General features: G+C 59.1%; 21 protein-coding genes. 12 read left to right on the top strand and 9 right to left on the bottom strand.

Features of this window, described 5'->3' with window-relative positions; genetic code table 11:
* Positions 1–27: 27 nt before the first annotated feature.
* The gene (locus DW645_RS05280; protein ID WP_118226680.1) at positions 28–1,221 is read right to left on the bottom strand and encodes a hypothetical protein; all 1,194 of its coding nucleotides are present in this window, start codon (positions 1,219–1,221) and stop codon (positions 28–30) included.
* 349 nt (positions 1,222–1,570) lie between these two features.
* Positions 1,571–2,539: a hypothetical protein gene (locus tag DW645_RS05285; protein WP_055252061.1), complete on the bottom strand. Its 969-nt coding sequence runs from the start codon at positions 2,537–2,539 to the stop codon at positions 1,571–1,573.
* Between the two features lie 171 nt (positions 2,540–2,710).
* Between DW645_RS05285 and DW645_RS05290 the strand changes: the two genes are divergently transcribed.
* Positions 2,711–3,799: a putative manganese transporter gene (locus DW645_RS05290; RefSeq protein ID WP_118226682.1), complete on the top strand. Its 1,089-nt coding sequence runs from the start codon at positions 2,711–2,713 to the stop codon at positions 3,797–3,799.
* Positions 3,800–3,932: 133 nt separating this feature from the next.
* Here DW645_RS05290 and DW645_RS05295 read toward each other — a convergent pair whose 3' ends face one another.
* Positions 3,933–4,415, bottom strand: coding sequence for a DUF188 domain-containing protein (locus DW645_RS05295; protein ID WP_118226684.1), 483 nt, complete (start codon positions 4,413–4,415; stop codon positions 3,933–3,935).
* On the bottom strand, positions 4,416–5,018 hold the full coding sequence (locus DW645_RS05300) for an HdeD family acid-resistance protein (RefSeq protein WP_117773002.1): 603 nt from the start codon (positions 5,016–5,018) through the stop codon (positions 4,416–4,418). It lies immediately after the preceding gene.
* Between the two features lie 235 nt (positions 5,019–5,253).
* Here DW645_RS05300 and DW645_RS05305 point away from each other — a divergent pair, with 235 nt between their 5' ends.
* From DW645_RS05305 to DW645_RS05315, 3 genes are all read left to right on the top strand, one after another.
* Positions 5,254–5,925 carry a nitroreductase family protein gene (locus DW645_RS05305; RefSeq protein WP_118226686.1) on the top strand — a complete coding sequence of 224 codons (672 nt, stop codon included), beginning with the start codon at positions 5,254–5,256 and terminating at the stop codon, positions 5,923–5,925.
* An 82-nt stretch (positions 5,926–6,007) separates the two neighbouring features.
* Positions 6,008–6,550, top strand: a complete 543-nt coding sequence (locus DW645_RS05310; RefSeq protein WP_055252053.1) for a histidine phosphatase family protein — start codon at positions 6,008–6,010, stop codon at positions 6,548–6,550.
* A 17-nt stretch (positions 6,551–6,567) separates the two neighbouring features.
* Complete coding sequence (locus DW645_RS05315; RefSeq protein ID WP_118226687.1) at positions 6,568–7,203, top strand: histidine phosphatase family protein; 636 nt, start codon at positions 6,568–6,570, stop codon at positions 7,201–7,203.
* 129 nt (positions 7,204–7,332) lie between these two features.
* Here the strand turns inward: DW645_RS05315 and DW645_RS05320 are convergent, their stop codons facing one another.
* On the bottom strand, positions 7,333–8,022 hold the full coding sequence (locus tag DW645_RS05320) for a DUF1015 family protein (RefSeq protein WP_117637782.1): 690 nt from the start codon (positions 8,020–8,022) through the stop codon (positions 7,333–7,335).
* Positions 8,023–8,062: 40 nt separating this feature from the next.
* Positions 8,063–9,283 carry a M20 family metallopeptidase gene (locus tag DW645_RS05325; RefSeq protein WP_117786403.1) on the bottom strand — a complete coding sequence of 407 codons (1,221 nt, stop codon included), beginning with the start codon at positions 9,281–9,283 and terminating at the stop codon, positions 8,063–8,065.
* Between the two features lie 154 nt (positions 9,284–9,437).
* Here DW645_RS05325 and DW645_RS05330 point away from each other — a divergent pair, with 154 nt between their 5' ends.
* Positions 9,438–10,487 carry a hypothetical protein gene (locus DW645_RS05330; protein WP_118226689.1) on the top strand — a complete coding sequence of 350 codons (1,050 nt, stop codon included), beginning with the start codon at positions 9,438–9,440 and terminating at the stop codon, positions 10,485–10,487.
* A 346-nt stretch (positions 10,488–10,833) separates the two neighbouring features.
* Here DW645_RS05330 and DW645_RS05335 read toward each other — a convergent pair whose 3' ends face one another.
* The 3 genes from DW645_RS05335 to DW645_RS05345 all read right to left on the bottom strand — a co-directional run bounded on the left by DW645_RS05335 (position 10,834) and on the right by DW645_RS05345 (position 13,593).
* Positions 10,834–11,997: a phosphoglycerate dehydrogenase gene (locus DW645_RS05335; protein ID WP_118226691.1), complete on the bottom strand. Its 1,164-nt coding sequence runs from the start codon at positions 11,995–11,997 to the stop codon at positions 10,834–10,836.
* A gap of 71 nt (positions 11,998–12,068) precedes the next feature.
* Positions 12,069–13,193 (bottom strand): 3-phosphoserine/phosphohydroxythreonine transaminase, encoded by a 1,125-nt coding sequence (gene serC, locus DW645_RS05340; RefSeq protein WP_118226693.1) that lies wholly within the window; start codon positions 13,191–13,193, stop codon positions 12,069–12,071.
* A 115-nt stretch (positions 13,194–13,308) separates the two neighbouring features.
* A complete protein-coding gene (locus DW645_RS05345) occupies positions 13,309–13,593 on the bottom strand; it encodes a type II toxin-antitoxin system Phd/YefM family antitoxin (protein ID WP_158565244.1) in 285 nt (94 codons plus the stop codon).
* 318 nt (positions 13,594–13,911) lie between these two features.
* Between DW645_RS05345 and DW645_RS05350 the strand changes: the two genes are divergently transcribed.
* The 7 genes from DW645_RS05350 (at position 13,912) to pglZ (ending at position 25,925) form a co-directional block, all read left to right on the top strand.
* Positions 13,912–14,604 (top strand): DUF1819 family protein, encoded by a 693-nt coding sequence (locus tag DW645_RS05350; protein WP_255413344.1) that lies wholly within the window; start codon positions 13,912–13,914, stop codon positions 14,602–14,604.
* 1 nt (position 14,605) lies between these two features.
* Positions 14,606–15,298 (top strand): DUF1788 domain-containing protein, encoded by a 693-nt coding sequence (locus DW645_RS05355; protein ID WP_117786733.1) that lies wholly within the window; start codon positions 14,606–14,608, stop codon positions 15,296–15,298.
* Positions 15,299–15,376: 78 nt separating this feature from the next.
* Positions 15,377–19,051 (top strand): BREX system P-loop protein BrxC, encoded by a 3,675-nt coding sequence (gene brxC / locus DW645_RS05360; protein WP_118226697.1) that lies wholly within the window; start codon positions 15,377–15,379, stop codon positions 19,049–19,051.
* A gap of 66 nt (positions 19,052–19,117) precedes the next feature.
* A complete protein-coding gene (pglX, locus tag DW645_RS05365) occupies positions 19,118–21,568 on the top strand; it encodes a BREX-1 system adenine-specific DNA-methyltransferase PglX (RefSeq protein ID WP_118226699.1) in 2,451 nt (816 codons plus the stop codon).
* 9 nt (positions 21,569–21,577) lie between these two features.
* Positions 21,578–22,099 carry a hypothetical protein gene (locus DW645_RS09895; RefSeq protein ID WP_117786730.1) on the top strand — a complete coding sequence of 174 codons (522 nt, stop codon included), beginning with the start codon at positions 21,578–21,580 and terminating at the stop codon, positions 22,097–22,099.
* 125 nt (positions 22,100–22,224) lie between these two features.
* Positions 22,225–23,193, top strand: a complete 969-nt coding sequence (locus DW645_RS05370) for a hypothetical protein (RefSeq protein WP_117786729.1) — start codon at positions 22,225–22,227, stop codon at positions 23,191–23,193.
* 23 nt (positions 23,194–23,216) lie between these two features.
* Positions 23,217–25,925 carry a BREX-1 system phosphatase PglZ type A gene (gene pglZ, locus DW645_RS05375; protein WP_118226701.1) on the top strand — a complete coding sequence of 903 codons (2,709 nt, stop codon included), beginning with the start codon at positions 23,217–23,219 and terminating at the stop codon, positions 25,923–25,925.
* The last annotated feature ends 1 nt before the right edge of the window (position 25,926 follow it).

Below are 25,926 nucleotides of genomic sequence, written 5' to 3' on the forward strand. Positions count from 1 at the left end.
GGGCAGAGGCGGGGCATGCCCCGCCTCTTACACCACATCTCTGTGCGCTACCCTGCCCTCGGGCGCGAGGCTGCTTATTTGGGCAAATGATGGGCTGTCGGATTCGACAGTCTGCATGTCATCGATTGCCGGAACTTCATTTATTGTCGGGTCATCCAGCGTGATACCTTCGAGTGTTGCTTTTTCGAGGTCGATTCGTTGACGATCTTCGGAATCCTGGCGAAGCTGCTTCTGAATTCGTTTTTTCTCTTCTATAAACCTTCTGAGCACAAACTGTCTCAGGTTCTCTTGCATGATTTGAAAGTCTTTTGGCAGACGCGAGGGACGTATGCCCTCTTTCCGTTGGATCGCCTCCATGACCCTAACGAAAGCGCTGGCATGCATAAAGGAATAACGACTGACGGTGATGATTCCGTATCCCATGGACGCAAGCGCATTCTTGCGCTCCTCATCGATGGCGCGATCTTCTTCCGCGTCATGATAAAACCCGTTGTATTCAATGTCTGTGCGAGATTTCTTTAGATACGCATCCATAAAGAACTTTTTGCGTCTCGTGAGATTCTTTGCGGCAGCGGTGACCTGCACCTCGTAATCGGTCTCAATTCCCTTAATACCAAGCCCTCCTTCGCTTTTAGGCAGCGTTAGCATCATGACAAAGGCCGTTTCCATAGGAGACCGGCATCCCTCGCGCACACATTGGATCGCCTTTCGGGCAAGGGCCAGACCGTCGCATCTGGTAATGGAATTAAAGAACTGTTTTAACCTTTCGGTCGAGGTGAGCGCGAAACGCTCGTTATACGAGGTGGAAGAGTCGGTTCCAAGGGAGTAAGCGCCGCACAATTCAAAGTAGTACTCCACCAGTTCGCGAAAAGGGAGATAGGTGGTGGCCTGAAGTGCGCAAAGCTCAACGCCAACAATGAAGATGCCATCTTTGAGCTCTATAAAGCGTGAGTTCGAGAATCGTTTTGACGAAACGTGGCATTGACAGTTCGTTGCATGGCGCGCATTCTTGCGATCAAACACCATTACCTCGAGGCAATCATTTGCGTCGAGGGAAACATCGTGTTTGGTGAGCCATTCTGCGGCTGCGTCAAGGAGCGTTCCGGTGGGACATGATCCGTAAATCGCGGCAGGGTTACAGGGCTCGGTGTCTTTCGCAGACGCCGAATGCGCGGCCTGGTAGACCGCTTTTGCAGTGGTATGTGACAATACGATACTCATGGTATATATCGTGTCAGCTAATGCCGTGTTGATGGCGCTGAGTGGGAAAGCCGTTTTAGGGGCCTAACCAAATGCTGTCCAAAAGCTTGACGCGATTATGGGCTGGCACGCCTAAAATCAATGTTCTCGCAGCTTAGCTATAGCATATAAAAACTCAATTGCTGCACATTTGATATCGATGCATCACCATCCGACAACGAATTACGTGTCGGGAATTGGCCGAAATCGTTCAAAATGAGGGTTCAGAATTTGTGATGGCAGATCTATCTGTGGAACGTAGGGCGGCCCCGCTGCGGTGTTTCCCGCTGCGAGGCCGCTCGTGAGCAAGCAGTGTTTGTCTCAGACGTTGCTATTTCGCAAACAGGTTCTTGAGGTTGAACTCGGCCTGTACCGTGCGAAGCATGAGGTCGGTGTCGTCGAGGCCCAGGTGCTGCTCGTTGGCGTCGGGCGCGAGGGTGCCGCGACGGCGTGCCCAGTTCTCGAGCGCGGCGGGGGCGGACTCGCGGGGGAGCGAGCGCACGTCGGCGTCCAGGCTGCGGCAGATCTGGCGCGAGTCGATGACGATGATCTTGCCGGCGCGGCGTGCCTCGGCGTAGCCGTCCAGGTGGATCTTGAACCAGCTGTCCTCAAAGGCGGCGTTGTGTGCCATGTACGGGTACTTCTTCATAAGCTTGAGCAGCTGCTTTTGCAGCTCTTTGTTCTCGCGGAACGGCTTTTTGCCGTCGATGTCGTCCCAGGTGATGTGGTGGATATTCGACAACGGCACATCCTCGCCGCGGTAGATGTCGGGCAGGCCGCAGTAGTGTGCCTCGGCGTCATGCGGGACGGCGTCGCTGGTGAGCTCCATGATCTCCCAGCCCACGTTGATGATATAGCCGCGCTCGGGTGCACGGCCGGTGGTCTCGATGTCGATACCGAGCACGGTGCCCTGGATGGGCTTGCGGGCGTAGGCCACGCCGAGCGCGTCGCGGTCGCCGCGGATTTCGCGCATAACGGACGCGGCGGTGCGCTTTTGCATCTTGCCGATGGCGGCGCAGGTGTCGGCATCGGACAGGCCGCGCGAGAGCGTCGCGGGCGTCACGTTGCGCAGACGCGCCTCGCCAATCTGGTCGCACAGGTCGCGGTTGCGGTCGGCCAGGTCGCGCACGGTGGCAAAGTCGAAGCCGGGGTCGCCCTCGGCGGTAAAGTACTCGGTCTCGAGCACCTTGAGGGCCTCCTCGCCCTTCTGGCGCTCGGACTCCATGGCGCCGTGGTCGCCGTAGATAAACATGGGGATAAACGGCTGGCGCTCGTATTCGAGTGCTTGCGATACGTTCATATGCTACTCCTTGGACGGGCCGCGTTGTGCGGCTCGAGGTTACTGAGTTATGGCGAGATGATAGTTTACCATAGGCAACTATTGGCACCGCGCCCGGGACAACTACAATACCCTAGTTGACCGCTAGGACTTTTACAATGCTGCCGAAAGACACGAAAGGTTCCATCCGTCATGGATTTACTGATTGATATTCTGCTCGACGCCGGCAAGGACACGCTGTCGCTGGTGCCGTTTTTGTTGGTGACGTATCTTGCTCTCGAGACACTTGAGCACGTTGCGGGCGACCGCGTCAACGGCGCTATCAAGCGCGCCGGCGCTGCGGGTCCCGTGGTTGGCTCGCTGCTGGGCATGGTGCCGCAGTGCGGCTTTTCGGCCATGGCGGCCACGCTGTACGCCGGCCGTGTCGTGACCTTGGGCACGTTGGTGGCGGTGTTCCTTTCGACCTCCGACGAGATGCTGCCGCTGCTACTTGCCGAGCAGGTTCCCGTGCAGACTATGGCGATGCTTTTGGCTTCGAAAGCGCTGATCGCACTGGTCACGGGTTTTATCGTGGACGCTGCCATTCGCGGCCTGCGCCGTAACGCCCGCGCGCACGCGGCGATTCGCCGTACCGTGCTGGGAACCGCGGCCAACCCGGCCCACGTGAACTGCGCGCACGACGACCACAGCGGCGGTGACATCATCGACGAGGTGGCCGAGGCAGGCGTGAGCGCCGACCACATCCACGAGCTGTGCGAGCGCGACCATTGCGGTTGTGATGAAGACGAGGACGAGCACGAACGCGGACATGGCCACGATCACGGTCATGAGGGCGAATATGAACACCATGATGGTCACGGTCACTCCCATTCCCACGAAGGGACGCCTGTCCTGTCGATTATCCGCAGCGCCATCTCCCACACCGTGCAGGTATCGGTATTCATTTTCCTGGTGACGCTGATTCTGGTTGCCGTGCTCGAGACGTTCGGCGAGTCCGCAATCGAGCAGTTCCTGCGCGGCAACGAGACGCTTGCGGTCCTGGGCTCGGCACTCGTCGGCCTGATCCCCAACTGCTCGGCCAGCGTCGTCATCACGCAACTGTACCTGGAAGGCGCGCTGCAGCTGGCCCCGATGCTCGCCGGCACGCTCATTTCCGCCGGCGTGGGTTATCTGGTGCTGTTCCGCACCAACCGCAGCGCCCGCGAAAATGCCGTGTTCCTGATCATGATGTACGTCATCGGCGCTGGCTGGGGCCTCATCCTCTCCGCCTTTGGCCTCTAAGTAGATGTTTGGGATAGGCCGTAAAAACTGGGGTATACCGTAAAATCTACCGCCATGACTTGGGCGCTGGATGCGCGTCAATCGCCAAAACAAAAAGGTAGATTTCCGGACATGTCCCAAAAATCTACCTTGGTTAGCGCAGCAGCTCGGTGAGGTTGCGTTTAAAGCGGGCGCGGTCTTCGCTGGTAAATGCCGCCGGCCCGCGAGTGCGTCCGCCGGCGCGGCGCACCTTCTTTTCCTCGTGGCGAATAAACAGCTGCATGTCGATGGTTGCTTTGTCGTAGACGCGCCCGCGCACACCGATAGCGGCGGCATCGCGCCCGGGCACCATGCTCGCCAAGCCAATGTCCTGCGTCACGACCACGTCGCCCGCCTGCAGGCGTTCGACAATGGCAAAGTCGGCGCTGTCGGCGCCCACGCTCACGTCGAGCGTCGTGACCCAAAAGCCGCGTCGCGCGTGCTCGGCATCGCGCGGGTCGTCGCGGCGAATGTGCCGTTCCAGGTTTTGCGTGCTGTTGCCGGCGATAACAACGGCGACGCCCGCCCGCCGCGCGCAGTCAATCGACTCGCGCGTGACCGGGCAGGCGTCTGCATCAATAAAGAGCGTTCGTGGCATCTAGCGCACCAGTTTGCCAAATTGAATAGCGCGAACAATCAGCGTTACGCCAAACACCAGCAGCGCGGCGCCGCTAAAGATGACGAGCATCTTGGCCGACCACAGCGGATAGATAAACACGAACATGCCGGCGATGATGGAAAGTGCGCCGCTCAGGATGGCGAGGGCGCGGTTGGACGAAAGCTCGGACTCCAGAATGGACATGACACCTTCGACAATCCAGCCAAAGCCGGCCACGATAACCACCATCGTGGTGAGCGTCGCGGTCGAGAAGGCCTGGTTGCGCAGGATTATGACGCCGCCCAAGATAATGAGTAGGTTGGAGATGATGCTCGTCACGCGCCAGCCGGTGGGCAGCAGCGGCTCAAAAATGGCAGTGAACAGTCTGATGGCAGCAGTGATTACAAAGTAAAAACCCAGGACGGTCGTCAAAAAGACGAGGGACTTGGCGGGTGCAAAAAGCAGCGCGATACCAGCAATGAGCGCTAAGACGCCCGTGATGGCGTAGATCCAGCGTACGGCCTTGACGGCTTTGCCCGCCATGCTTTTCTCGTCAAATCCAAACTGGCTCGATTTTTGGTCATCGTTCTTAAAGATGCCCATAATGTCTCCTTTCCGTGCGGCGTAAGCCTTGATCGTTACAACCAGTATCGCCTAAAGGCGCTGGCGTATGGGTCGGGGAGGGCGAAACGTAACCCAAAGGCCCTGAATTGTTTCCGTTGTTCCCCACGTCGCGATTTTCTATTCAACAGGTGTAGAACATTGCAGCCCTGTTCGTTATTGCCTACGTTTTAGGTTAGATTTTCCTAAGGACAATTGGCTTGTATTGGGGGTCCCTATGAACGAAGCAGTTCCCGAGGCGCCGGTAAGCGCTGAGTCGATGGCGAAGCAAGGTTGCGAAAAGCTCGGCCTGGACACGTTTGACGCGCTGGTCCGCCGCGCCCGCACGTGCCGCCGTTTTGACGAGTCCATGCGCGTGCCGCGCGAGTTTTTGCTCGAGCTGGCGGAGCTGGCGCACCTGACCCCGTGTGGTGCCAATGCTCAGCGTCTTCGTCTTCATGTGGTGAGCGGTGCCGAGGATTGCGCGCGTGTATTTGACGAGCTCGCATGGGCCGGCGCACTTAAGGATTGGCCGGGTCCTGCCGAGGGCGAGCGCCCGACCGGCTACATCGCGATTCTGGCTGAGCGCGCCGTTCCGGGCAAGCCTGCCGCTCCCATTACCGAGGTCGACACGGGCATTGCCGCGCAGACGATGATGCTCGCCGCCCGCAGCGCTACGCCCGAGGTGGCAGCCTGCATGTTCAAGGCCTTTACGCCCCATGCGATCGATGCCATGGGGCTCGATAACGACAAGTATGAGCTCAAGCTGATCATGGCCTTTGGCGTTCCGGCCGAGATACAGGTGATCGATGCGATCGATTCCAACCCCGATGGCTCCATCAATTATTGGCGCGACGAGGCACAGGTGCACCACGTACCCAAGCGTTCGCTCGCCGACGTGCTGGTGTAGCTGAGCGTCACCGCGGCGTGATCAGACGGTAAACCACCACAAAGGTGCCTGTCCCCTTTGTGGTGGTACGAGGGGAGGGCGTGTGGCAGATCTGTATTTGGTGCGGCATGGGCAGACTGAGCTCAATGTGCAGAGCATTTTGCAGGGCTGGCACGATTCGCCGCTTACGGCGCGCGGGCGCGAGCAGGCGCTGACGGCGCGTACGGCGTTTGCGGCGCGTGGCGTGGCCTTTGATCATGTGTATTCCTCGCCGTTGGGCCGGGCGCGGCATACGGCCGAGCTTATCGTTGGCGAGGGCCGTTCCATTGAGCTGGTCGATGACCTGCGTGAGTGGCATTTTGGCTCGCTGGAGGGCACATCAAATCGCGAGATGCCGCCGCAGCCCTGGGGCGATTATCCGGTGGCCTTTGGCGGCGAGTCGGAAGTGCAGCTTCAGTCGCGCATGGTCGCGGCGCTGTCCCGTATTATGGCCCGGCCGCAGCACGACTGCGTGCTGGCGGTTTCCCACGGCTCAGCCTGCCAGGAGTTTCTTGAGTATGTGACTGGCGGGGGAGAGCTACCCGACAACGGTGCCGTGCTTCATTTTGGCTATTGCGACGGGGCGTTTTCGCTCTTGGGTTGGTAACGAACGAAAGGACCCCTATGAATAAAGATCTGTATCTGGTCCGTCATGGACAGACGATATTCAACCTTAAGCGTATCATTCAGGGGTGGAGTGACTCGCCGCTTACGCAGTTGGGTTGCGGCCAGGCGGCGCGCGCCGGCATGTTTTTACGTGCGCGCGGCATTGAGCCCGATCATGCCTACACCTCTACGCTTCATCGCACCGAGCAGACTATCGCCAACTTGTGGCCGGGCTTGGCGTACGAGCGCCTGGACGGCCTGCGTGAGTGGTTCTTTGGCGACTTTGAGGCCGAGCGCGTGATGCTTATGCCCGAGCGCCCGTGGCGCGACTTCTATCGGCAGTTTGGCGGCGAGGGCCAGATCCAGGTGCGCACGCGCATGGTGGCGACGCTGACCGATCTTATGCAGCGTCCGGACCATACGTGCGTGCTCGCGGTAAGTCATGGCTCAGCTATCAAGGAGTTTTTGGACCACGTGCGGGGCGCGGCGGCCGACGAGCACGAACGCGTGCCGGGCAACTGCTCAGTGCTGCATTTTGCGTTTGACGACGCGGCCGATACGTTTGAACTGGTCGAAGTCTTTACGCAGGAGGATTACGCACGCGAGCTGGGGCTAGAGCCGCTCGTGGCGGCGGCAGGTCCGCAGCGTGGATAACGCTGACGTTGCGGCCCGGTTTACCGGCGTAATTGTTTGATGCGAAAAGGGCGGAGGTGCATGCGTTTGCTGCATCTCCGCCCCTTGTTTGTTTGGATGCTGGGTTTTCCAGCTTAGCGTTTGAGTTCGCTAGAACCGTGAGACCTGGTGAGTGAGCAGACCCGTCGGAACCTGCGGCGCGCTGCCGCTGACCTGCGCGGCGGGGAACAGCACGGCTACAGCAAAGTTGAACGGCTCTTTGCCAGAGTAGGCGCCGGCAGCGCGGGCCTCGTCGGCCAGAATCTGCGATGCCCCAGCCAGTGCGGCGACATAGGCGGAGTCACCGGCGAACACCGGGTCGGGCGCCTGATCGAGCATGGCACGGATGGCGGCAACGGCGTCCTCGCGCTTGACCTCCCACACGCGATGTGTGACGCCCGCGGGATCGGTGACGGCGTAGAGCGATGCGCCCTCTTTGGCAGCGCTCAAAATGATATCCATGACGGGCGACGCCTCGTAGGCGAGCGACACGGGGCGCGGCTGCACCTTGAGCTCGGCGATCGCGCGCGCGGTGGCGAGTGCGTCGATGCTCTCGGCGGCAGCCTCGTCGCCGCCCGTCAGCACGTTAACCGGGCAAATCGCCACGACACCCGTCACGCGTCCCGGCTCACCCGAGCATTCGTACACGTAATACGCCGCGCCTGGATCCTTGAGCATCAGACCATCGGCAATGGCTCCGCGCAGAGCATCGTTGCCGCTCAGGATGCTGCCCATTGCAGGCAGTGCCTCGAGCACGCGGTCCTGAGCCGGGCGGATGCAGGGAAACGGAAGTGCTTTCATGGGGCGGTCCTAACGCACGAGTCGGTTTGTTCGCGGCTTATTATGCCCCAACTTGGCCGCTCGCGTCCCAGAGCACGTTATCGGCGAGCGCGATTAGCACCTGCTGACAACGAACGATGTCGGCGTGGGGCACATATTCGTTGGGCTTGTGGGCGAGCGCGAGCGAGCCTGGGCCATAGCTCATGCAGTTACGGTTACCCGTCTTGCCGGCAATGACGGCAGTGTCGGTGTAGCCGGTAAAGAAGCCGACGGTCGTATCCGTGCCCGTTACATCGTCTGCTGCGCACTTGAGTGCAGCTAGAAGGGGAGAGACCGGATCGCGCTCGATGGCGGGGCGGTCGCCCGTCACGGTGTAGCTGCCATGGCAACCGGGAACGGTGGCTTCGGCGACGGCGATGGCATGCTCGACCATATTGATTGCGGCGGCCGTATCGGTCGGCGGGGTCAGGCGCATGTCGACCCAAACTTTGGCGCGGTCGGGTACGACGTAGGGGCGATATCCGCCCTCGATTTGGCCAAACGTGATGGTCGATGGTCCCAGCTCATCATGCACGGGCAGTGCCGCGAACGCACGGCGCAGCGCGCAGACGGCCTCGGCCATGGCGGCGACGGCGTCTGCGCCCTTCCAAGGCTGGCTCGCATGCGCCGTGACGCCGGTCATCTCGATCTCGAACCACGTGCGACCCTTGTGCGCCACCTGAATCTGTCCGTCGGTGGGCTCGGTGTCCAGCACCCATTCGCGCGAGCCGACCCAGCCGGCATCGATCGCGGCCTCTGAGCCGCGCATAAAGTCTTCCTCGTCGACTGAGCAGATGAGTGAAAAGCCGCGGCGGGGCAGCGCGCCATCCGCCGCCACGCGCTCGAGCGTATGGACCAGTGCGGCAATGGCGCAGGCCAGGCCACTCTTCATATCGCAGGAGCCGCGACCATAGAGTTTATCGTCGCGCACGATCGCTCCGAGCGGCGGCGTGTCTGCCTCCCAGCCATCGCCCAGGGTGACGGTATCCATGTGACAGATGTAGACGAGTCGGGCCTCGTCGCTTACGGCCGGCACGGTAATCATAAGGTTGCGGCGCCCGGGGAGTACTTCGAGCTCCTCAATCTGCACGGCATCGAGCGCAGGACTATCAAGCTGCGCCAGCTGCTGCTCAATGAGCCTCTTAATGAAGTGCTCGATCTCGTCCTCATACGCGCCCGGGTCTGAGCTGTCGATCCGCACGAGCTCCTGCGTAAGCCGCCAGGCAAAGTCCTCATCAACCATATGCAACCTCACAATCAGTCTGCTTTCCAAACCGATTGTAAGTCTCCTGAGAGATCTGCGACATGCGCGTGGCGATATTTGCCGTTCGCAGGCCGAGCCATCGCGCTCGCCGTCTGAGCGGGTTCACAAACGAAGCAGTGGGTACGTACCCTTCATGGACGACATACTGTGCGACATATCTGCCTTTCGGTATCACCGGATACCTCCACAGGTCTTGGCAATAATGCCGGACCTGCCAAATTCTGCGGACGATCCGCGCAGGGAGCACCTATGTGAGCATCCGCTCGTCAAGCATTTCCTGGGCACCCCGTTACACGTGTTGGCGCAGGGCGTCTGCGGGCGCAAGGGCGATCGCATTGTCAGGCATGTTTGGAACGGGGAGAGGCCGTTTGATTCCATGCGGCAGACGGAGTTTGGCCTCGATGTTGCGTCCCCGCTCTTTACCCTGCTGACCCTGGCTTCCTCGGTCTCAAACGAGCGTTTAATCATGTGCATGTATGAGATGTGCGGCACCTTTGCCGTGTGCAAGATTGCGCCTCAGGTAAAGTCGGCACTTGTGCAGGCATATGGGGACCGGTGGGGTGACGCACGGTTGGGTTGGGAAAATGTAAAGGATGTCTCGGGGAATCCAACGGACCTGTGGAAACGACCGCCCTTGATCGAGTTCTCTGAACTTACAGAGTACGTCGATAAGATCCCGGGGCTCCGCGGTGCTAAATCGTTCACACGTGCCGCGAAATGCATTACGGGGGTGGCGGCATCGCCGCTTGAGGTCCAGGCTTCGATGCTGTTTGGCCTTACGAGGTTGCGCGGCGGCGAAGGGCTGCGCCCTACCAATAACGTTGAGATTCGTATGACGCGCAGCGCCCGCCTGATTTCGGGGCTTGATAGGCGCTATGCCGATATCCTGCTGGCAAATAAGGACGGCAGTCGAGAGTGTCTGGTTGAATGCCAAGGTAAAGCCATTCACGGATCCATTGAATCCAAGATCTCGGACTCCGATCGAACGACGGCCTTGCAAGCCATGGGATATCCCGTCGTTCTGATGACCTATGGTCAGCTGGCCGATTCCGATGCCTTCCGCGTGGTGATGGAGCTCATCATTTCCTATCTCGATGTGCCGCTGAAAGACAAGACGCCGCGGCAGCAGGAGCTCGAACGGCGGCTTCGTGAGGAGATTTTTATCGATTGGGCGGGAATGTAGCCGCGCGGGCGGAAAATGGTCGCGCGGACTAGAGTTTTGGTCGCAAAATACTTATATTTTGCCTTGGAAGGGCCTTAAAAATGCTACCTAGAATAAGTTGTTTCGGAAAATGGACAGTCAACTTACATTCGGCACATAGAGACCGATTTTTACCTACTAAAGTCCCTGATAAAGCTGTTTATCAAAGCGGGTGTGCTTAGCGACTGGAGCCTCACTATCGATTATCTGAAAAAACTTGTTCTGGGTATCATTTTAAAGTCGTCCGGAGCAACAAAATCGCCCCCCGTTTCGTGAAAACGGGGGGCGAATGGGCTTCGTGGTCTGTCTGGCAGGCTTGGCACCGGCGCTATTTAATCACGCGCACGCGATACATCGACGGAATCTGCTTGAGCGCCTCGATCGTGCTGCCGTCCAGGTGCTCATCGGTGTCGAACATGGTGTAGGCGTTCTCGCCAGCGGACTCGTTGGTCATGCGCTGCACGTTGGCATTGTCCTTGGCGAGAATGGCCGTGATCTGGCCGATCATGTTGGGCACGTTGGCATGCAGGCAGGCAATGCGGCTTGCGGCGCGCGCCTTGCCCATGCTGCAGGCGGGGTAGTTGACGCTGTGCGCGATGTTGCCGTTTTCCAGGTAATCTTTGAGCTCGCTGATGGCCATGTCGGCGCAGTTGGCCTCGGCCTCGCCGGTGCCGGCGCCCGAATGCGTGGTGATAAACGTGTTGGGCATCTTGACGGTCTTGGGCGTGGCAAAGTCGCAGCTAAACCAGCTGAGCTTGCCCTCGCGCAGGGCAGCGTCGACGGCGTCCTCGTCAATGATGGTTTCGCGCGCGTAGTTGATGAGCACGGCGTCGGGCGCCAGCAGGTCGATCTGCTCGGTGCTGATCATGCCGATGGTATCGGCCTTGCTGGGCACGTGCACGGTGAGGTAGTCGCAGCTGCGGCAGAGGTCCTCGAGCGTGCCCACGCGCTGCACCTCGCGACTCAGCACCCATGCGTGCTCGACGGAAATGAACGGGTCGTAGCCGTAGACGTCCATGCCCAGATCGACACAGGCGTTGGCGACCTTGGAGCCCACGTTGCCCAGGCCGATGACGCCGATGCGCTTGCCCTTGAGCTCGCGGCCCACAAAGGCCTTCTTGGCCTTTTCGGCATCGACCTGAATCTCGGGGTCGTCGGCGTTGTCACGCACCCAGTTCATCGATTGCACCACGCCGCGGCTCGAGAGCACCAACATGCCCAGGACGAGCTCCTTGACGGCGTTGCTGTTGGCGCCGGGGGAGTTAAAGACGACGACGCCCTTCTTGGCATACTCCTCGACGGGGATATTGTTGACGCCGGCACCGCAGCGGGCGATGGCGCGAATGCCCTCGGGCAGTTCGTAGCCGTGCAGGTCGGTCGAGCGCATCAGGATGGCGTCGGCCTCCTCGGCGGTGCTTACAAACTCGTAGCCCTCGCCAAACTCGACTTTGCCGTCTTTGGTGATGTCGTCGATGGTTTTGATCTTGCGCATGGAAAACTCCTTAGCAGGTTTTGATCTATACAGGGTGGTCTGAGATGGCTGGTCGGCCCGCGCGTTGCGGGCTAGTTAGATCGCGGACTCAAACTATGCTGCGCTTCGAAGTCCTTCATGTACGAGGCCAGTGCCTGCGCGTCTTCCATGGTTACGGCGTTGTAGACGCTGGCGCGCATGCCACCCACCAGGCGATGACCCTTGACGTTTTGAATCTGGTGCTCGGCCGCGCCTGCGACAAAGGCGGCGTCGAGGTCGGCATCGCCGGTACGGAACGTGACGTTGGCGATGGAGCGGCTGTCGGCCTGTGTGGTGCCATGGAACAGCACGCTGTGCTCGAGCAGGTTATAGAGCAGGTTGGCCTTGGCCCAGTTGCGCTCGGCCATGGCGGCAAGTCCGCCGGTCTGCTCAGCCCAGCGGAATACCTTGCCGCACACGTAGATACCAAAGGTGTTGGGCGTGTTGAGCATGGAGCCCTTGGCGGCCTGGGTCTTAAGGTCCAGGTACTGCGGCGTCTGCGCAAAAGCGGGGCCATCTGCGATGAGGTCGTCGCGCACGATGACCACGGTCACGCCCGCGGCGCCGGCGTTTTTCTGCGCACCGGCGTAGATGAGCCCGTAGCGCTCAACGTCGAGCGGCTGCGACAGAAAGCAGCTCGAGACATCGGCGACCAGCGGCACGTCGTCGCAAGCGGGCAGCTCGTGGTACATGGTGCCAAAGATGGTGTTGTTCTGGCAGATGTAGACGTAGTCGAGCCCGCCGCCCGCGGCCTCGGCGGCAATGCGCGCGTTGATGTCGACTATGGTGGGTATGCGGTCGAAATTGGTGTCCTCGGAGCTCGCGAGCAGCACGGCCTCGCCGTACTTGGCGGCCTCCTTGTACGCCTTGTTGGCAAAGTTGCCGGTCACGACGTAGCCGGCGCGGCCGCGGCGCATGAGGTTCATGGGGATGCCCGCAAACTGCAGCGTGGCGCCGCCCTGCAAAAACAGGACACGGTAGTTGTCAGGGATGCTCAGCAGGCGGCGCAGGGTTGCCTCGGCGTCGTCGATGATCTGCTGGTACATACTAGATCGATGGCTCATCTCGAGCACGGACATGCCGCAACCGCGGTAGTCCATCATCTCGTCGGCGATCTCGGCGAGCACGCTGGTGGGCAGCGCGGCCGGGCCAGCTGAGAAGTTGTGCACACGTGCCATCTTCTAGGTCCCCCTCGTAGTCGTTTGAACGTTCGGGATACTTTAGCACAGTGCAGCGCCAGGCGCGACCGCATCATGGTAAAACTCGACTGCGCCGCTATGATTTACAGGATGGTTACATGGGGGAGGGTTGTCTCGAGGCTCGCATCTGACCCGCCTGGACCTTTGCTTGTTTCCAGGGGCGAATGCGGGCGTTGATGAGGTCGTCGTAACCGCGGGCGATGGATTGCTGAATGGCAGCAAGTGCGCGCGTCTGCTCGTCATAGGCCTCGGCATCCATGACGACAGACGACGCCGACCCGTTTTTGGGTAGGTGGACGGGTTCTTTGGTCTTGTGGCAGATATCTGCAATGGCGCCAAAGGTGCGTTGCAGATCGGAAATAGGCTTTACGTCTGGCATATGAAGCTCCTTACATGGAATCATATGTATAACTCAATGTTGAGTGTAGTGGAGGGTGGGGGTCCGATGCGAGGTGGCTTTGGGCGTGTGCGTGTCTGCATTCGCAAGCGCGTTTATCTGGCAAGTGTGATTTGGGGCGATCTCGTCAAAGCTGCTGAGCTGCGAAAATAACCGTTAACCGGATTTAATTTTGTTGCTCAACATTTGACACGCTGGTCGTGGTAACTTTTTTACCAACAGGTATGATTATTGTCATGTGCGCCGCGCCTGCCTGCCGGGCTGCGGCGCACTTGTGACAGCCTTTGACACCCTTGGAGCGTGCACTGTGGATGTAACCACAAAAAGCGTTCGGGGGGGGGGGGGCTCACCCGCGAGCAATTCCTCCCGCATGAGATGCGCATCGTCGCTGTTCTGCGCACGCAGGGCGCAAGCGACGAGCAGGTCATTGTACGCGTAAAGAGCGATAACCTCTTTCAATATCCTACGGAGCGCATGGTTGCCAACCGCGCAACCGTGTGCCTTCGCCGCCTCGACGCCATGATGCCCACGGACGCCGCGTGCGCCGCGCGCGGCATCGACCCCAATACTGCCGCCGAGGCTGCGTTATCCCTAACCGGCCTTATGGCATCTGGTACTCCCACGCAGGCGGACCAGGCCATCTTTTACAGCATGATCTGCCGCTACGACATCGTGCGCGAGCTCGTGCTCGTCGAGGTGGGGGAGCGCCTGCAAAACTTCGACTATGCCTTCACGGCGGCTGACCTCAACGCCTTTATGACGCGCTTTACCACGGAGTATCCGGACGCGGCCCGCTGGACCGAGGCCACGGTCAAGCGCATTAAGGGCTCGCTGCGCCAGACGCTCCGCCACGCCGGCCTTATAGGCGAGGGTCAGGGCCCGGAGTCCGAACGCCTGTCCCCGCTCTTTCTCGACCCCGAGGTCGAGCAGGGCCTGGTCCAGCTGGGCGAGCAGCCTCTTATCGCGGCCCTTACCGGCAGGGCGGTGATGTAGCGTGGCTTCCGTCAACAGCACTTCCGATTCCGTAGTCACCCCGGCGACCGATCTCACCACCAATATCGGCATCCATTCCCGCCAGAGTGTCGTGGCGGCGCATGCCCGCTCCGAGCGCGCCCGCCAAGAATTTGAGCGCCGCGCGCAGCTCCTGCGTGAGTGCCTGTGCAGCGAGGACTTTTTGGCCAACAAGGGCATAGGTAACGAGATCGGCTTCCATACCTTCTGCTACGACCCTGCGCTCGAGTTTGAGGCGCGTGCGTTATTTGACGTCCTTTCACGCGATGCCGAGGCCGGCAAGCTCCCGTGCACGCTCAAGGTCGTGAATCTCTACGACGCCGTGCTGGCAATTCTCGAAAAGCGCCGCGTCCTCAAGACCATCCCGCGCCAAGAGGAGCGTCGCGGTACCCAGCGCGTGCTCGAGGACGTGGCCAAGTTCGCCTCGCCCGAGAAAGTCGCCGCGTGCATCCTTGAACAAACCGAGCCGCACGTGCCCAGAGACGTCATCCTCCTCACCGGTGCAGGTGAGGTCTTCCCGTTCTTTCGCATGCACACGCTTCTCCACTGCATGCTCGCGGATTTTGATGATGTGCCGGTGATCGCCGCCTATCCGGGCAGCTTCAACGGCTCTTCCTTCCAGCTCTTTAACCGTCTGCCGGCCGATAACTACTACCGCGCCATCGATATCTCGTAAGCACGGCTCCCCGCATACAAGGCCCTGCCGCCGGTAACAACCCTTTGCCATAACGTTCCCAAACCCAAAGGAGCACCCATGGACAACACGATCATTCGCGACCTCTTTGCAAAAGACATCAACCGCTCCATCAACGGCGTGGTCAAGGTCCAGGATTCAAAAGACGAGTCCATCCGTCAGGAGCTTGACGAGTACGTGGTGACGCGCGAGCTGCAGGGGCACTTTGCCACGTTCTTCAAGGCCTACGGCGATGCCATCGATGTGCGCACCGACAAGATCGGCGTGTGGATCAGCGGCTTCTTCGGTTCCGGTAAATCGCACTTTCTCAAGATGCTGAGCTACCTGCTCGAGAATCGCCAGATTGGCGGTAAGAGCGCCATCCGCTACTTTGATGGCAAGATCGTCGACCCCATGGTCGCGGCTGCCATGGAGCGCGCCTGCTCGGTGCCCACGCAAGCCATCCTCTTTAACATCGATAGCAAGGCGGGCCAGTGGAAGCAGGGCGATACGGCTCCCACGGCGCTGCTTCGCGGCTTTGAGCGCATGTTCTACGAGGCACGCGGCTTCTACGGCGAGGACCTCAAGCTTGCAAAGCTCGAGGATCACATCGATTCCCTGGGCAAGACCCAGGAGTTCCGCGAGGCCTTTGAGCGCGTCAACGGCGAGTCCTGGCTCCAGACCCGCGACACCTACAGCTACTTTGAGGACGACGTCGTCGAGGTGCTGCAGAGCGTGCTCGGCATGAGCGAAAAGGCCGCATGGAACTGGCTCGAGGGTTCTGAGGACGAGGTTTTGGCCCCCGATGTCTTTGCCAAAAAGGTTAAGGACTACGTGGACGCTCAGGCGGCGGCCCGCGGCGGCAACTTCCGCCTGCTCTTTATGGTCGACGAGGTGGGTCAGTTTATTACAAACGACCAGGACCCAAGCCTTATGCTGAGCCTTCAGACCATTGTCGAGGAGCTGGGGGCCGCCTGCGGTGGCCGCGTGTGGGTGATGGTCACGAGCCAGGAGGCCATCGACAACCTGAGCCTGCCCGTGGGCAACGACTTTTCAAAGATCCAAGGCCGCTTCAATACCCGCCTTTCGCTCTCCAGCTCCAGCGTGGACGAGGTCATCCAGCGCCGTGTGCTCGAGAAGACCGCGTCGGCGGCCGATATGCTTGCACAGGTCTACGAGCAAGACGCCGCCGTGCTCAAAAACAACTTTACCTTTGAGGGTGGCTCGCGCTCCGACCTCGCCGGCTACGCCAACGCCAAGGAGTTTGTCGCCAGCTACCCGTTTGTGGGTTATCAGTTCAAGCTTCTGCCCGATGTCATGACCGAGGTGCGCAAACACGGCGTCAAGGCCAAACACATGTCCACGGGCGAGCGCTCCATGCTTAGTGCGTTCCAGGAGAGCGCTCAGGCCATCCAACTTGAGCAGACCGGTGCGCTCGTGCCGCTCTGGCGCTTCTTCGACACTATCTCCAAAGATCTTGAGACCGGCATCAACCGGGTGGTCGACCGCGCGGTCCGTGCGGCCGAGAACGCGGAGGGTCTTGAACCTTACGACGTCCGGGTGCTTAAGCTCCTGTACTTGATTCGTTACATCGGCTACGTCAAGGCCACGGTCGAGAACATCTCCATCCTTATGATCGACGGCCTCGACGTGGACAAGCGCGCCCTCAAGGACCGCGTCAAGGAGTCCCTTGCCCGCCTGGAGCGCGAGAACTACGTGGCACGCCAGGGCGATACCTATAGCTTCCTCACCGACGAGGAGCAGGAGATAGCGCAGGAGATCGCACGCACCCCAATCGATAGCGCGCAGGTAATCGAGTCTATCAAAAAGCGCCTGTTCGACAGCATCTACACCGCGCGCAAACTCAACCGCGGGGCCAACGACTTCCCGTTTGACCGCTATGTGGACGGATCAATCCACGGTGGCAGCATGGGCGGCATGGAGCTTTACGTGGCGACCATGGCGAGCGACCTGGGCCGTGCGGACGATATCGAGCTGGCCTTGGCTTCTTCGGGCAAGGCCATCGTGGCCTTAAGCGACGAGGCGGATTATTGGGAGACGCTCGTCAACGCCGCCAAGATCCGCAAGTACGCCAAGACGCGAAATCTCCAGGAGCTTCAGCCGAGCACGCGCCAGATCGTCGAGTCTAAGATGCGCGAGGCGGCCTATAACGAGAAAGAGGCCGATGCCCTTTTGAGCGAGGCCGTGCTCCATGCACGTTGCGCAGTCAACGACCGCATGGTTGAGGTCCGCGCGGCCAAACCCGCCCAGGTCTTTGAGCAGGTGCTGGCGCAGCTGTGCGATGTGGTCTTTGAAAAGGCCGACTACATCGGCGCGCCGGTCACGAGCGATTCCGATATCCGCTCCACTCTGGCGGGCAACGTTCAAGCGGGGCTCGCTGGCATGGACGCGGGTAACACGCGTGCGCTCAAGGAGGTCGAGGACTACCTCAAAGTGCAGCACCAACGCCACCTGGATACCGCTATGGGCGATATCCAACGCCAGTATCAGCAAAGGCCCTTTGGCTGGCGCGAGGTCGACATCGCAAATGTGGTGGCGCAGCTTGTGGTGGAGCAGCGCGCGCAGGTGCTGTTTGGCGGTCAGACGGTCCAAGCTAGCGACAGCCGCATGGTGGCACTCCTGCGCAAGGATGCCGATAAGGCCAAGGTGCGCTTGCGCATGCGCATGAGCGACCGGTTGCTGCGCGCCACGGGCGAGCTCATGCGCGACCTGTTTGACCTTAAGAACGTTCCCTCCAACGAGGATAAGCTCGTAGCCGAGCTCAAGGAGCGCCTTGAGGACTTGCGCGAGACGTGCCTCACCATGGCACGCGACTACTTCACGGGTATCAAGCCGGCCTTCCCGTATCCCGGTGAGGACGAGTGCGAGAAGATGCGCTCGGAGGTGGCCGACATCCTTAAGGACCAGAACGAGGCCGAGGCATTTTTGATCACGTTCACCAAGCACGAAGACCGCCTGCTCGATGCCAAGGAAGACTTTGACAAGGTGGTTGAGTTCTTCGAGTCCAACCAACGAACGGCTTTTGACCACGCCAGGGAATTCTTGAGTCGCACGGAGGGCATTGAGTATGCCTCCGATGACATTCCCGGCGCGGTGGAGAATGTGGTAACGGTGCGCGAGATCCTCAAAGATCCCAAGCCCTACAGCCGCATTAAAGAGCTGCAGCCGCTGATGGCCCCCGTCGAGGAAGACATTAAAAAGCTCCTGGGCATGCGCCGCAACGAGTTCTTGCATCGCATCGAGAACGACCTGCAGGACCTGCAAAAGCAGGCCGAGAGCCAAGAGGGTTTTGTCAAGCAGGCCAAGGATGCCATAGCGGACGCCGGCACCAAGTATGAGTCGTTCAAGAACCGCACCCACGGCGTCCAGAGCCTCAACGAGCTTAACGCCCTCGCGGCAAACTGGGAAAGCTGGACCATCACGGCGGCCAACAAGATATACGACGCCGTGGACGCCGCACGCGAACGTATGGAAAACGAGCGCCGTTCCACCGAGGTCACCAGCACGGGCGAGGTGGTCAAAAAGATCACCAACAAGGGCACCGCTACGCCAAGTAACGGTTCCGTGCCCGTGCCCGTGCCCAAGCCCCGGCGCAAGGTCAAGACCGTGCGCCGCACCGACCTGGCCAAGCCGAGCCGCCTCACAACCGCAGAGGACGTGGAACGCTACGTGGACGACCTGCGAGCCCGCCTTATGCAGGCGCTTGCATCAAACGACGAGATCCGCATTAACTAACCCGCTCAGTCGCCGGCGCCCAAACATGCACCGGCGGCTTATGGCGTTTTGAAAGGTACGGGAACCATGAACGATTCCGCTCTCAAGAACTTCTGCACGTGGGCTCGCGTGGAACTTATTAACGGCGTGGAGGCGCAGATGGTGCGCTATGGCATCACCGACCCCGCGCCCGATCCTGCCGGGTCCCAGACCATCAACGGCCAGCCTCTGAGTCCACTCGAGGTCGAGCAGCGCGACGAGCTGTTGCGCCTGCAGACCGCAGAGAGCCATGACGCGCTGCGCGACCGTGCGGCCTACACCTGGTTCAACCGTATCGTGGCCATGCGCTTTATGGAGGCTCGCGGCTGGCTCCCCAGCTGTATGCGCATGCTGAGCCGCGCGGACGGCAGCCATGGTAGCGAGGCTGTGGAGAACGCCCTGGACGTGGAGATTTCCACGGCCGACCCCGAGCGCGTGGCGGAGCTCAAAATGGCGGGTTCCGACGAACCGCTGTGGCGCTATCTATTTGTGGCGCAGAGCGAGGAACTTGCCGACTGCCTGCCGGGTGTCTTTGAACGTGTGGGCGGTGCCATGGAGCTGCTGTTACCCCAGGGTCTTATGATGGCAGACAGCGTGGTGGGCAAGCTCAATGCAGTCCTCGCTGACGAGGACTGGCGCGAGGGCGTGACCGTTCTGGGCTGGATGTATCAGTACTACAACGCTGACGTTAAAGACGAGTTCTTCAAGTCCAAGCGTAAGGCAGCGGCGGCCGACATCGCACCTGCCACGCAGCTCTTCACCCCCGAGTGGATCGTGCGCTATATGGTCGAGAACTCGCTCGGTCGTCTGTGGATGCTCAACAACCCCGGGAGCTCACTGCGCGAGCGCATGGAGTACTACATCGAGCCTGATGAGGAGCACGAGGACTTCATTCGCATCTCGAGCCCCGAGGAGATTACGCTCTGCGACCCGGCATGCGGCTCGGGCCATATCTTGGTCTACGCGTTTGAACTGCTCTTTCATATGTACGAGGAGCGCGGCTATCGTGAACGCGAGATTCCCGAGCTCATTCTTACTAAAAACCTTGCAGGTATGGAAATCGATTCCCGCGCGGCACAGATCGCGGAGCTGGCGCTTGCCATGTGCGCCCGCGAGCACGACCGTCGCTTCTTTAGGCGTGGCGTTCGCGCCGACGTTACCGTGCTCTCGAGCATCCCGCTAGGGGAGGACGAGCTGCCGGGTAACAAGAAGCTCGCCGAGGAGCTGAGTCATTTGGGCGAGATCGGTTCGCTGCTCAATCCCTCAGAGGACGAGATCGACGAGCTCAAGGCTGCCGCCGCGAGTTGTTCCGATGACCTTTTTGCCGCTACGGCCAAAACTAAGCTCGAAAGCGCTGCCGCCATCTGCGAGAAGCTGTCCCGTCGTTTTACCTGCACCGTTGCGAATCCTCCGTATATGGGCAGCAGCAGCTTTAATCCATTCATGAGCAAGTGGATCAAGAAGAACTACCCCGACGTGAAGAGCGACCTGTTCTCCAGTTTTGTCGTTCGCATGTTCAAATTTGCTAAAGATCATGGCGAGTGCGGCGTAATGTCGCCTTTCGTCTGGATGTTTATCGGAAGTTACGAGAAGCTCCGCAACGAGATTATCAACGACAGAACGCTGACTTCTCTCATCCAGCTTGAGTACTCGGGCTTTGCTGGCGCTACTGTGCCCATCTGTTCCTATACGTTCCACAACTCATTCATTAAGGGCTACAAGGGCGGCTATGTTCGCCTTTCTGACTTCGTTGGAGCTGCTGCCCAGGCCCCCAAGGCCCTCGAGGCAATCCAAAACCCCGACTGCGGCTGGTTCTACCGCCGCGATGCCGAGGCCTTCAGGCAGATCCCCGGCACCCCCATAGCCTACTGGCTTGGGAAAGGGGCAAACGGCTCCTTCGAGGTTGGGCGGTCTTTGGCAAAAATTGCGAAAACACGTAAAGGGATGTTTACGGGAAATAACGACTTGTTTCTTCGACAGTGGTACGAAGTCTCTGCTTCACTGATTGACATTGATTATAAGTTCTACTCCAAAGGCGGTCCCTATCGTCGTTGGTATGGTAATCGTGATTATGTCGTGCGTTGGAAGGACGATGGCAAGGAGATCAAAGCGTTTCCAGGTTCAGGTAATATTAACGAGTCTGATTACTTCAGATCATGTCTGTGCTGGTCGCTAATTACCTCGGGTGACATTAGTTTCAGGGCTTTAAATACAGATGAGTATGTCATGGGCGATGCCGGCCCAGCTTGTTATCCCAATCCAGAGATGTATTGGTATCTCCTCGGCCTGTTAAATTCGTCTGCAATTCAGCTACTTTCTAAAGCGATAAATCCGACATTGAACTGGAGCGCTGGAGTCGTTGGCTCTTTTCCAGTTGTATCATCGCGGGAATCGTCTGATGGCGTTAAATCCCTTGTTGTCAAGCAAGTCGTTGAGTCTGAAGCGGATTGGGATTCGTTTGAAACCTCTTGGGATTTCAAACGCAACCCATTGGTGTAGGCGATATTTATGGCTTGTAAATGGTCGTTTGCGCGTAAGGTCAATCTATCGGGCGATCTTAATCTTCAGAAGCTTGTTCAGTTTTACGTATGGGAGACGCCTGTTCCTGGCACGTCAGAAAAGGGCACTTCCTTTAGAGAGCTCGGCTGGTCTAAGGGTGGCTACAATACACTGCATTCCTTGATGCGAGGATTATCGGGTTTTCCGAATTGCAAATGGATAGGGGCTCCTGCGAAAGATATCGAGGCTACGCTTGACGAGCTTAATAGATTGGACTCGTTTGACGGTTCTTTCGAGTTTGCCGTTCACACTATTAAAAGTGGACTCAACAAAACAGAGGCTCTTTTTTATTTTATTCGAAATTCATTTGCTCACGGTGGATTTAAGACTTCGAAATATAAAGGTGAGCTTTATTACGTTTTTGAGAATAAACAGGGAAGCCAAATTAAAGGTCGAGCGGTAATAAAGGAATCCACTTTATTGCAATGGATAATGGTTATTAAGGATGGACCAAAAGTTAGCAGTAGATAGGCGTCACCCTTTAGCCCGGTTTTGTTCCTGCTCATTTGAACAATCAGTGCCTTTACCTGTTATCTCATCTGTTTTAAATGAAGTTTACTTGAGCTGAATCACGCTCGATTGGATTGGATGTAAACATGCCAACACTGCTCGCCGATAAATACGAGGCCCGCAAGGCCGAGGTCAATGCTCGCTTTGAGCAGCTTCGCGCTAACGAGGAAGAGCTCAACCGAATCTTTGCCAAGATCTACAACATGGAGGGAGAGGTGCCCATCGAGGTCGAGGATAAGTACGTTTCGGTGGCGCGCATTTTCGACACTGCCGATGAGATTCCCGAGAGCTATAAGGGCAATAAATACGTGCGCACCAAGCGTGACGAGATCACCTCGCTCATAAGCTATGCCGTGGGCTGCATGTTTGGCCGCTATTCGCTGGATGTGGACGGGCTGGTCCTGGCCGATCAGGGTGCCACGGTCGACGACTATCTGGCCAAGGTGCCCGATCCCGCGCACGTGACCTTTATGCCCGATGCCGACAACGTGCTGCCCATTACCGATGACGAGTACTTTGACGACGACATCGTGCGCTACTTTATCGACTTTGTGCGCACCGTGTACGGCGAGGAGACGCTTGAGCAGAACCTGGCCTTTATTGCCGAGGCGCTCGGCGGCAAGGGCACTTCGCGCGAGGTAATCCGCGCCTACTTTTTGAAGGACTTCTTTAAGGACCACTGCCAGACCTATAAGAAGCGCCCTATCTACTGGCTGTTCGACAGTGGCAAAAAGAACGGCTTCAAGTGCCTTGTTTACATGCATCGATATCAGCCCGACCTGTTGGCTCGCATCCGCACCGACTATGTGCATGAGCAGCAGGAGCGCTATCGTGCCCAGATCGGCTATGCCAACGATGCTCTTGCCAGTGCCGAGCGCGGCGAGCGCGTGCGTTTGGATAAGCGCGTCAAAAAGCTCAATGACCAGCTTAAAGAGACCATTGCCTACGAAGAGAAGCTGCACCACTTGGCAGACCAGATGATCAAGATTGACCTGGATGACGGCGTCAAGGTCAACTACGCCAAGTTTCAGGATGTGCTGGCAAAGATTAAGTAACTGCAATTACGGTAAGGATATTCATGCCCAAGATCGATGTAGAAGAACAGCTCAAGCTGCGTTTTTTGCAGCCGTTGTCCGCATGTATGCTGCGCCGTGTGGTGATTTGGCACGATGCGGACGGCGAGTTTGCCCATGAGTTTGAGCGATTGGCTGCCGAGGGTTTCGACGGCGCGGGGGCCGATGATGGCGTTATGCCCGCCCACGGTGACTTTGAGCGTCCGGTGCGGTTTGTTGAGGCCTGCGAGGGCCGCATGTTTGCCGTTAAGAAGCTTATCAACCGCGATGACCTTGCGAACGATATCTTGTTGTATCGCCGTTGTCCGCGCGGCAGGCTTGAGGGTGATTGGCTTGCCGATGTTGAGCTGTATGCCGATCAGTTCCAGGCTGACTATCTTTCACTTTTGGCCGATCAGCTGGGTATCGAGAATATTGACGCCGTGCGCGAGAGTCTGCGCGAGCACAAGACGTTCTTTGATGCCAAGACCCGCTGCGCTAAGTTTGCCGCGTGTGTTCCGCATGCCTCGGGCGCATCCGATATCGAACTCGGCATCCTTACGGTGATTTTTGGCGGTAAAGAGCCTGGCGACGCGCGGCCTGCGTTTGTGCTGCGCGGTTGCATGACCACGCTGCTGCATGAGGGCCCCGATGCACTGGCCGAGTTGGCGGACAATTACTGCGTGCGCGATGTCCTTTCTGCCTTCATTTTGCGTTGCTATGGGTTTGAGGGGCCGCTGTATGAGCGTGATTCGCTGCTTGCGCTGGCATCCCATGTGCTCATCACGGCGGCATCCACCGCGCTTCCCGAGGGGGCGCTCAAGGGACTCGAAAGCTATGTGGTTCCCGCATACGGCCCCTATTGCCTTGAGGCGGTGCGTGCGTGGGACCAGACTGCCGATGCTCAGGCGTCGAGCGAGGATTTATTTGAGATTTGCCGTTTGGTGGAGGATGCCCGCGGGCTCTTTACACGGTTTGAGGCCCTGTCGATCGATGTGCTGACCTCGCTTGATGTGTTCCCGTGCGTCAATGAGGCCGTGCTCTCGCAGCTGTTCTGCTCGTTTGCTCGGGGCGCGGACCGTGTTGCAGATGCGCGCGCCTTTGCGGCGCGTCGCTGCGACCTAAGCTGGTACCGCCGTGTCGAGAGCTACTTTGACCTGCTTGTCGCTGTGGCCGATATGTGCGCGTTTAGGCAGGCGCACGCGGGCGGGTTCCATCTGGCGCAGCCCCAGCAGGTGTGGGATGCCTACGCGTCCGATTGGTATGCCATGGACGCTGCCTATCGCCATATGTGCGCCGCGTATTTGCGGGCACGCTCCATCGAGTGCGATGTGCTCGAGGAGCCTGCCCGAGCCGTAGTGGACTGGGCGGAGAATCTCTACAGTAACTGGTTCTTGGCCGATGCCAATGCATGCTGGGCATCCGCTGCGCAAGGGGAGTGGGCCGATTGCGGCTATATCGAGGGCCCCGAACGACAGGATGAGTTCTACTGGCACGTGCTGCCCACCTTTGTGGGTTCTGCCAAAACGACGGTCGTTATCGTGAGCGATGCGCTGCGCTATGAGGTGGCCCGCGACGTCGCGGCGCTGCTCGAGCGCGAGCGCGGCGGCAACGTCAAGGTTTCTAGCATGCAGGCGGTCTTTCCCTCCATTACCGAGGTGGGCATGCCCGCGCTGCTGCCACACCAAGCGCTTAAGCTTGCGGAGGATGGCTCGTTTGTGCTGGCTGACGGCATGCCCACTGCGACGACTCCGCAGCGCGAGGCCGTGCTTACCCACGTTGAGTCTACGAGCCGCGCTTTGCGCTCAAGCGCATACCTCAACATGGCGGGAACCGAGCGCAAGGCGTTGCTCAAAGACTCCAAGCTCGTTTATCTCTACCACAACAAGATCGATGCCACGGGCGAGAAGGCCGCTACGCAGGATGATGTTTTCGATGCCTGCGCGGACACCGTGGAGGAACTTGCCACGTTGGCGCGTCGTGTGTGCACCGACGCCCCGGGCGCGCGTGTTGTTATAACGGCGGATCACGGCTTTATCTACACGCGTCGGGAACTCAACGAGTGCCAGATGCTCGGCAAGCCAGACCTTCCCTTCCTTGACGCTCCCGTCATGCACGGCAAGCGTCATCTGGTGGTGCCCAACGAGGCCGTGGCCAAGCTTTCGGACGAGGCACGCAGGGTGTTTGTTAATGTTGACATGGGGCGTTTGGGTGCCGGCTTTGAGGGATTTGCCCCGCGCGAGAACGTGCACTTTAAGCGTCCCGGCGGGACTAACAACTACGTCCACGGCGGCATGAGCCTGCAGGAGCTTTGCGTGCCCGTTATCGGATTTTGGCGTGCGCGCTCGGGTTCCAAGGACTTTGTCGATACGCGCGCGGCGACGCTGCGCGTACTAAGTGAGGGACGTCGAGTGACCAACTCGCTCTTCTCGGTCAACTTGATCCAGGAAGAACCCGCCCAAGGCAAGGTACTGCCGTGCGAGTACGAGCTGGTGTTTACCGATGCAAGCGGCAACGAGGTGAGCGATACGGTTAAGGCGCATGCCAACAAGACTTCTGTTAACTCGCAGGAGCGCGTTGTGCATGCCAAGTTTGCGTTGCGTGCGGCGGATGGATTCTCGGCCAAGGGTCCGTACTATCTGGTCTGCCGTGAGCGCGAGACGGGCAAGATCGTTTGGCGCGAGACGTACACCATCGCTGTTTCGTTTGCCCCTGTTGCTGACTTTGGTTTTTAGG

The sequence above is a fragment of the Collinsella sp. AM23-17 genome, assembly GCF_003470945.1.
GTDB classification, from domain to species: domain Bacteria; phylum Actinomycetota; class Coriobacteriia; order Coriobacteriales; family Coriobacteriaceae; genus Collinsella; species Collinsella aerofaciens_O.